A 7,914-nucleotide genomic window follows, 5' to 3' on the forward strand; every position below is an offset into this window, starting at 1 on the left:
ATTGATGCCGTTGAGCATTATAATATTGAAAAAGTCAACTTCCACAGAGCTATTGATGATACAAGAGCCCTGTATTATGTGGCATTAGCCATGAAAAGAGAACGTGATGACTTAAAGGAATACATCAACATTTTTGGATACAATCCTAAATACTCCGTTCGCTATAGGCTTCCGTTCATTATTTATGTAGCGCAGCCTTTCAATAATTTCATGACTTCTGCAGATAATATTTTGCCAAATAAAATTAGATGAGCGGGTAAGGCAGGTCAGGATTGTCCTTTTTAGGTTTTTCCCCACCAATCTTTTCCAGTCTCAATTCCAAAAATCTTTTTCCGTCTTCGGTTTTTGCATAGATAGGTATTGACTGGCCAACTGCTTTTATGCTTTCTTTTTCCCCAATCTCACGAATATATTTTGATGCGCATGCGGTTGCAACATCACATGAATTGAATAATATTTTTGCATCCTCTGCACTGGTTTTTGTTGTATGGACTACAAAAACGTAAATGTTTACATCGGGATATTCTTCTTTAATTTCGTTTATTTTTAATGCATCGCCGGCAAGCGCTATTGTAACCGCGATATTCTTATAACCCTGTCCGATTGCCAATTTTATTCCTTCAATTTGATCAATTTCTGCAGTTTCAGGATTTAAAACATTTTCTTCACCAATTTCAGGAACTAATTCCGGTATCGGGCTGGTTTTTACAAGGCCTGAAACCCTTCCCCCGATTCCCTGAACAAGTTCGGGTTCCGTGACGATAACTGTTCCGCAGCCTTCCAGAACCATCACTACACTGTCAATTTCATGTTTTTCAAGTAGGGTGCACATGATTTCAGAAATTCCAAAGCTTAAAAAATCCTTCATTCTCAATTGGCGATTGGCTGTGCACATTCCAAAGTCATCAATTCTGAATTGGATGTTTTCAGCTATTGCCTCTTTGGTGAGTTTTTTGATTCCCCTGTGGTGATCAAAAAGGGGACAGTATTCGACTTCGGGTTCGGTTACGTCAACGACTTTGCCGTCTTTTATGGTGATCTTGCTTAATCCTAATGCTTCAATAATATGTTCACTCATAATTGAATATTTGCATATATTTGTTTATATATTGTTTGGTTTCATTCAGAAATTATTTCGAAAAATTAGAAAAAATAAGTGGGGGTGGGAGCATAAGCTCCCAATAATTAGGGTGGTGTGGAATTATTTTAAGTCTAATAGGAAGGATGTAATAGGAAACTCATTAACTCAGCATATCCGTAGACAAAACCAAGTGCTGGACCGGCAATTATTTTAGCTGGTAGCGGTAGTTTGGATACCTCAATATAGATAATTGCTTTATAGTAGGCTCCTCCCAGGTTTCCGTTGCTCATTTCTTCCATCATTTTTGAAATGTCACTTGTTTCATGCAAATAGCCTAGTTCATTATAAAAATAATCATTATATATTTTGGTAACGATTTTTTCTGTCATTTCTTTGCTGTTGTCTTTATAGACGTATAGGATAAGTTTATAGATGTCAGGATATTCGTCGCTTCTGAAATAATTATTATATTTGTCATAAACGCTAGGGCTGAGCACAATTTTATCGGATTCTATGAGTTTTCTTTGGTCAAAATACTTGTTAAAGAAATCGATGAATCCATAACCTTTATAACCATAAAAGTATCCGTTATTTTCGTACCTATAGCTGTTATCTCTTCCGAATACTCCATCGAAACAAAAGTTAATGTCCTCTGCAGTCATGCTGATGTTATTTTTTGCAAATACCCCTAATGCGATCTTTTTTGTATCCTTTTCATCGAAGTCTTTATAGATGGTTAAAAGTAATCTGCTGGCCACATCAAATTTTTCGTACATATCATCACAATTGCCGTGTGGCAGTTTTTGGAATATTCTATTGTAATAGTTTACAGCGCCATCCATAGATTTGAATTTAAGTTGTACTTTTGGAGCTTTGATGTTCTGAGGATCCTTGTTAACTTTAGGACCTTTGATATCTAATTTAGGAATTTTTGTAGTGTTGTTGGTAGTATTTGTATCTGCTACAGTGTTGTTTCCATCATTTTGGCAAGCAATGTTGTCTGGAGTGCTGATTTGACTTGCAGTAGTATTTAATGTAATGTTGTCTACAGTTGAATTTCCAATCATGCTTGGGGTATCATTTTGTACAATGCCGTGGTCTGCATTTGTTATGTCACTGGATGCACAAACGGACCCAATTCCGCAAGATATGATTAATAAGAATAATAATGACAATAATATTTTTTTCATGTTATCACCTAATATTACATTATTCAAGAGCATATATAAGCTTTTTCGAATGTAAGTGCCCACTTACATCTTAAAATACCTTAAAATAAGATTATAGCAGGTTATAACTTTAAATAAAAGTTAATTAAACTTTAATTAAAAAATAGTTGTTTTTGGAGGTTGTGTGGGAAGGGTCTGTTCTTCCCACTGAATATGGTTAGAAAGTTTGTAAAAATAATAAATAGGAGGAAAAGGAAGAAAATTGGGTTTTTTCTTCCTACATGTATTGAACTAACTGTTCATCCTGGGGTGTGTTTCCAGGTTTGACTTTCTCAATTGCTTCTTTGAAGTATTTATATGGGATTTCTTCTGATTCCAGATCGTTTCTTAATGTGAGCATTGCTGCTTCACGGCATACTGCTTCAATGTCTGCTCCGACATATCCTTCAGTGTTTTTGGCTAGTTTTTTGAGGTTGACATCTTTTGCAAGAGGCATGTCTTTTGTGTGCACTTCAAAGATGGAAAGTCTTGCTTCCTCATCAGGTTCTTTTACTTGAATGTGTCTGTCAAATCTGCCCGGTCTCATTAATCCGGCATCTAAAATGTCAGGTCTGTTGGTTGCAGCGATAATTGCAACATCTTCCAGCTCTTCGAGACCATCCATTTCAGTCAGTAATTGATTAACGACTCTTTTTGTGACTCCGCTGTCTGCGTCGCTGCCGCTGCGGGCACTTGCTATCGCATCGATTTCATCGAAAAAGATCACGGTAGGAGCCGCCTGTTTAGCTTTTCTGAATACTTCACGGACACCTTTCTCGGACTCGCCAACCCATTTTGATAGAAGCTCCGGGCCTTTTACGGAAATGAAGTTGGCTTCACTTTCGCTTGCTACAGCTTTTGCAAGCAATGTCTTACCGGTTCCAGGAATTCCATAAAGCAATGTTCCTTTAGGAGGTCTTATTCCTAAGCGTTGGAATGTTTCAGGATGTTTTAAAGGCCATTCCACTGCTTCTTTAAGTTCCTGTTTCACGTCTTCAAGACCGCCGACGTCATCCCATTTGATGTCAGGGATTTGGACAAGCACCTCCCTTAATGCTGAAGGTTGAATTTCCTTTTGCGCTGATTTGAAATCGTCTCCTGTAACGATAATCTCTTTCATCACCTCTTCGGGAATCTCTTCATCATTTTGTATTTTTGGAAGGATTCTTCTGACTACTCTCATTGCGGCTTCCTTACATAATGATTCAAGGTCCGCTCCGACAAAACCGTGAGTTGTATTTGCGATTTTGTCAAGGTCAACGTCTTCTGCAAGAGGCATGTTTCTTGTATGGATTTCAAGAACCTCTTTTCTCTCTTCTGTGTCAGGCACTCCAATTTCGATTTCACGGTCAAATCTTCCAGGTCTTCTCAATGCAGGATCAAGTGAATCAGGTCTGTTGGTTGCACCGATAACAACCACTTGTCCTCTGGATTTAAGACCATCCATTAAAGTTAAAAGTTGAGCAACGGTTCTTCTTTCAACTTCACCATTGGTTTCTTCCCTTTTTGGAGCGATTGCATCAAGTTCATCTATGAATATGATTGAAGGTGAGTTTTCCTCTGCTTCCTCGAAGTATTCTCTTAGGTTCTCTTCGGATCCACCGACATATTTGCTCATGATTTCAGGTCCGTTAATTGCAATGAAATGAGCATCACTTTCACTGGCAACCGCCTTTGCAAGCAATGTCTTACCGGTTCCAGGAGGGCCGTGCATCAAAACTCCTTTTGGAGGTGCAATACCTAATTTTTCAAAGAGTTCCGGCCTTTTAAGAGGAATCTCAATCATTTCCCTTACTTTTTTAACTTCATCCTTAAGTCCGCCAATGTCCTCGTAGCTTACATCGACAAGGTTTCCGACACCTTCGATTTTGCTTACGTCAACAGGACTTTCGTGGAGCTGCACTTCGGTATTAGGACCAACCATAACGATATCCTTCGGACTGGTTGACACAACTGCAAATTTGATTTCTTTCATTGCAGGTGTGAAGTCCATCAATTCATCGAACAGGCTATTGAAGCCCATGCTCATGCTTGGCCTTGGAGCCCTGATTTGTGATCCTATGATGTCTCCTTGCACCATTACTTTTCCGGCGAATAAACCGCGGACGTCACCTTGCACGCGGATGTTATTTTCAATAGGTGCCAAAACAACTTTTTTGGCTTCGGTTGCTTTGGTCTTTTTAATTGTAACTTCTCCACCGATTGTTGCTCCTGAATTTTTACGAACTAACCCATCAATCCTTATGACTCCAAGACCAATATCGGTTTGTGAAGGAAGAGCGATAGCTGCAGTCCTTTTTTCTCCGATGATTTCGATTAAATCCCTTTCGTTAATGCCTAAATCATCCATGACGTTTGGATCAAGTCTTGCAACGCCTTGACCAACATCCTTTTGAGAAATCGCTTCTGCAACTTTTAATGTAATTTCATTTTCTGCCATGTTATCATCTCCTTTGGATGGCTGTGAGTAAATAATTGTAACTGTCAAAAATCTTTTTGTAACTTTTTGTAAGTTTATTAATCTTTGACAATATAACATAGTTTGATGTACTATATAAAGCTTTCGGTCAAAAATTTAAAAATTTCTCTTTTTATTTTACTTTATTTTTTATAAAAATACTAATTATATAATATTTTCAATTCTATTAGTTTTAAAATTCTGATTTTTAAAAAAAAATTATTGGTGAATGGTTATATTTAAAATAAAATTTTAATTACTTTTAGGTATTTTAATATTTGTTCGTATTAAATAAAACAATTATCTGATGATTCCCCCGAAGCCTGTGAACAATTTTTTCACATTTTCAATGGCTTCTTTTGACAGCGCAACAACTTCAAATGTCAAACTTATTGAGTTTTCATCAATCTGCGGGCCGTTGTAAGCGTCAATAAGATCTATTTCTATGATGTTGTACATGTCAAGCACAGTCCTTTTGATTGTTTCAACGTCAACGTTTTTAGGAAATGCGCAGCTGATGGATGCTGTTTTCTTGTCCAGATTCTTGACTTTCCATTCATAAAGCTCATTTTCAAGCAAAATTCTGATGTTTGCTATACGCAGTTTCTTGGTTTTATTTCCGTTTCTTAAGATTGCGGTTTTGCCGTCAACTTTTTCAAGGATTCCAACATGGATCTTGCCCGAATAGATATGCTTCAGCCCGACTTCGTGGCCGATCATTTTATTAAGATATGTATATTCGTAATTCAGGGCTCTTATGGCTTTGTCACTTCTTCCCAATGCGTTTTTGATGTCGCCCATATTCTTTGTTGCATTGATGGCTATTTCAACAAACTTGTCGCTGTCCTCATTATTGATAACGTCTCTCAGCTCATTGACAGCTTCTGCAAAGGTATTTCTGATGGTATCTCCGTTGGTGTTCCGGGATTGGATGTTGTATGTCAGATATGGATTTTGCGATACGATACGGGCAATCATATCAATCATCAGATTGTAAATTGGACTTTCATAGTCTTCGGTTTCTGAAATGTTCACTTTCAGTTTCTCAATGGCCGAAGCGGTTGAAATAAATGAGAAATGGGTTAAAACCTGCACTATGCTCATCATAAAATCATGCTTTTCAGCCGAAGTTTCAATGATTCTCATATTCTTGCTTTCGAGATATCTATAAACTTTATCATACCATTTGCCCTTCTTGTCGGCTGTCAGAACAATCACCTGGTTGTTCAGGTCTGTTGTTCTCGGACCAAAAACGGGGTGTGTTGGAATAAATTCTACGCTTTCGGGCAGCACTTCAGCCATTGTTTTGGAGGGCCCTTCCTTAACGGAAGTCACATCCACCATAAGGCTTCCATCTTTCATGAATGGCGCCACTTCACGGATTACATCTTCAGTATGCTGTATAGGGACTGAAACTACCAGGATGTCACTAATGTTTGCAAGTCCAGCGTTTGATTCTATATAGTTCACATCGGCTTCATCAGCAACGGCTCTGCCTTTAATGTGATCTCTTCCGCTTATATATACATCAAATTCATCTCTGAAGTAGTAAACGAGGGTTTTTCCCAAACCGTCACTACCACCAATTATTCCAACATTCATTTCAATCAATACTATTTTTTGGTCATGGCCCTATAAAAATTATTGTGATTGGATGGGGGTTCATGTCCAATTGATATTTAATGTAATGTTTAGCTAAAACTTGTGAATTTTGTTGGATGTTCACATAAATTTTTGCTTTGGATTATATATTCTTGTATAAACTTTCTAATTCACTGTTGAAAAGACAGTGATTTCATTATTTTGCTCAACAATCTAGTAACATATATATTTAATTGTATACAAATTATAAATCATGTGTTGATTAGGTTTTGTTTTATGAATTCCAAATATTGGCATATTTGTGAAAAGTCATGAAATATAAACACAATTGACATCACATATTCAATTAAACCTATATTTTTTTATAAAATGGGGATTTAAGGAAACGGTGATAAAAAATGGATATCAAAAAAATATTGGCTTTGGCAATTGTCGTTTTAGCAGTATTCAGTTGCATGAGTGTTGTTAGCGCAGGGCTTTTTGACTTTTTAGGCGGGGGAGTAAACAACGCTACCTACACTTTCGACGGATTTACATTGGATTTGCCGGAAAACGCAAATTTCACAAATGACACCAACACAGATAACGGTTTCGAAGAAAAGGTTTATGATATCGAATGGACTGAGGAATCAGGTAAAAACGTATCTATATCAGTTACAACTGCAAAGGGAGATTCCCTTGTAAGTGATGTTAATGAATTTATTGATAACTGGGTATCCGACGGTGCAAAATCCGAAGGCACATATAAGGATTGGAATATTATCAACATCAATGGTGTTAAAGTACAATTGTTTGAAGACCTTGATTTGAACTTTACATTTTCAGGATACATTTTAACTAAACATACCGGATCTGAACTTATCACAATAGAAGGTGATGATTTAGCGGTATTGAAAAGTGTAGCTGACACATATAAAGAAATATAAATAAGCATATGGCTGTTAATTAACTTTAACAGCTCCTATTTTTTTTTAAAATTTCAAGACTTTTGCTTGAATTATAATTTGCCGAGCCAACCGGCTATTTTTACAAATATTTTAATAGTATTTTTCTTAATATTATTAATTATATTCAGAAAGTGAAATCATGAAAATCATAAACCAGAATACAAAGGAGGGAATAATTGAAGTAGTTCCCGAAACGTTGGACGATTTATGGCATTTGTCCCATATCGTTGAAGTTGGAGATAACGCATCCTCTAAAACCACTCGCCGTATTCAGGACAACACAGGCGATAAGCTAAGAAGCGATAGGGGTGTCAAAAAAACTTTTTATTTGGGTTTGGATATTGAAAATATCAGTTTTCATTTATTCACAGGAAAATTAAGATTGACAGGCATTATCACAAGAGGTCCTGAAGACCTGATTCCATTGGGATCCCACCATACCCTTGAGGTAAAACTCAACACACCAATCACAATCAAAAAAGAAAAATGGCCAAAATGGGCAATTAAAAGACTTAATCAGGCTATTGATGCTTCAAAGAAATTGTCTGCAATAATTGTGGTTCTGGAGGATGATACCGCAACACTAGGTTTGATGAGACAATTCGGCATTGAATATTA

Annotated in this window: 7 protein-coding genes; 3 read left to right on the forward strand and 4 right to left on the reverse strand. The window is 36.9% G+C overall.

Annotated elements, in window-relative coordinates; translation table 11 throughout:
- Positions 1-252 (forward strand): hypothetical protein (locus ACJMLZ_RS01760; protein ID WP_405303664.1); only part of this gene is annotated, 252 nt, incomplete at its 5' end.
- Here the strand turns inward: ACJMLZ_RS01760 and ACJMLZ_RS01765 are convergent.
- The 4 genes from ACJMLZ_RS01765 to ACJMLZ_RS01780 all read right to left on the reverse strand — a co-directional run bounded on the left by ACJMLZ_RS01765 (position 245) and on the right by ACJMLZ_RS01780 (position 6,358).
- Positions 245-1,078, reverse strand: coding sequence for a methanogenesis marker 8 protein (locus tag ACJMLZ_RS01765; protein ID WP_405303665.1), 834 nt, complete (start codon positions 1,076-1,078; stop codon positions 245-247). The two genes, ACJMLZ_RS01760 and ACJMLZ_RS01765, sit on opposite strands and share 8 nt — an antisense overlap.
- A 134-nt stretch (positions 1,079-1,212) precedes the next feature.
- Positions 1,213-2,271, reverse strand: a complete 1,059-nt coding sequence (locus ACJMLZ_RS01770) for a hypothetical protein (RefSeq protein ID WP_405303666.1) — start codon at positions 2,269-2,271, stop codon at positions 1,213-1,215.
- A 256-nt stretch (positions 2,272-2,527) separates the two neighbouring features.
- Entirely contained in the window at positions 2,528-4,729 is a 2,202-nt protein-coding gene (locus ACJMLZ_RS01775) for a CDC48 family AAA ATPase (RefSeq protein WP_405303667.1), read from the reverse strand.
- 318 nt (positions 4,730-5,047) lie between these two features.
- Positions 5,048-6,358 carry a prephenate dehydrogenase gene (locus ACJMLZ_RS01780; RefSeq protein WP_405303668.1) on the reverse strand — a complete coding sequence of 437 codons (1,311 nt, stop codon included), beginning with the start codon at positions 6,356-6,358 and terminating at the stop codon, positions 5,048-5,050.
- 389 nt (positions 6,359-6,747) lie between these two features.
- On the opposite strand from ACJMLZ_RS01780, the gene ACJMLZ_RS01785 reads away from it, so the two are divergent.
- Together ACJMLZ_RS01785 and ACJMLZ_RS01790 are read left to right on the forward strand one after the other, a co-directional pair.
- Positions 6,748-7,275 (forward strand): hypothetical protein, encoded by a 528-nt coding sequence (locus ACJMLZ_RS01785; protein ID WP_405303669.1) that lies wholly within the window; start codon positions 6,748-6,750, stop codon positions 7,273-7,275.
- 160 nt (positions 7,276-7,435) lie between these two features.
- A partial coding sequence (locus ACJMLZ_RS01790; protein WP_405303670.1) for an mRNA surveillance protein pelota occupies positions 7,436-7,914 on the forward strand: 479 nt, incomplete at its 3' end.

It is taken from the genome of Methanobrevibacter sp. (genome assembly GCF_045126245.1).
GTDB lineage: Archaea > Methanobacteriota > Methanobacteria > Methanobacteriales > Methanobacteriaceae > Methanocatella.

What these genes read in the sequence shown, in the direction of transcription:
- ACJMLZ_RS01765 (WP_405303665.1), bottom strand. Translation starts at nt 1,078, where the DNA reads ATGAGTGAACATATTATTGAAGCATTAGGATTAAGCAAGATCACCATA.
- ACJMLZ_RS01770 (WP_405303666.1), bottom strand. Translation starts at nt 2,271, where the DNA reads ATGAAAAAAATATTATTGTCATTATTATTCTTATTAATCATATCTTGC.
- ACJMLZ_RS01775 (WP_405303667.1), bottom strand. Translation starts at nt 4,729, where the DNA reads ATGGCAGAAAATGAAATTACATTAAAAGTTGCAGAAGCGATTTCTCAA.
- ACJMLZ_RS01785 (WP_405303669.1), top strand. Translation starts at nt 6,748, where the DNA reads ATGGATATCAAAAAAATATTGGCTTTGGCAATTGTCGTTTTAGCAGTA.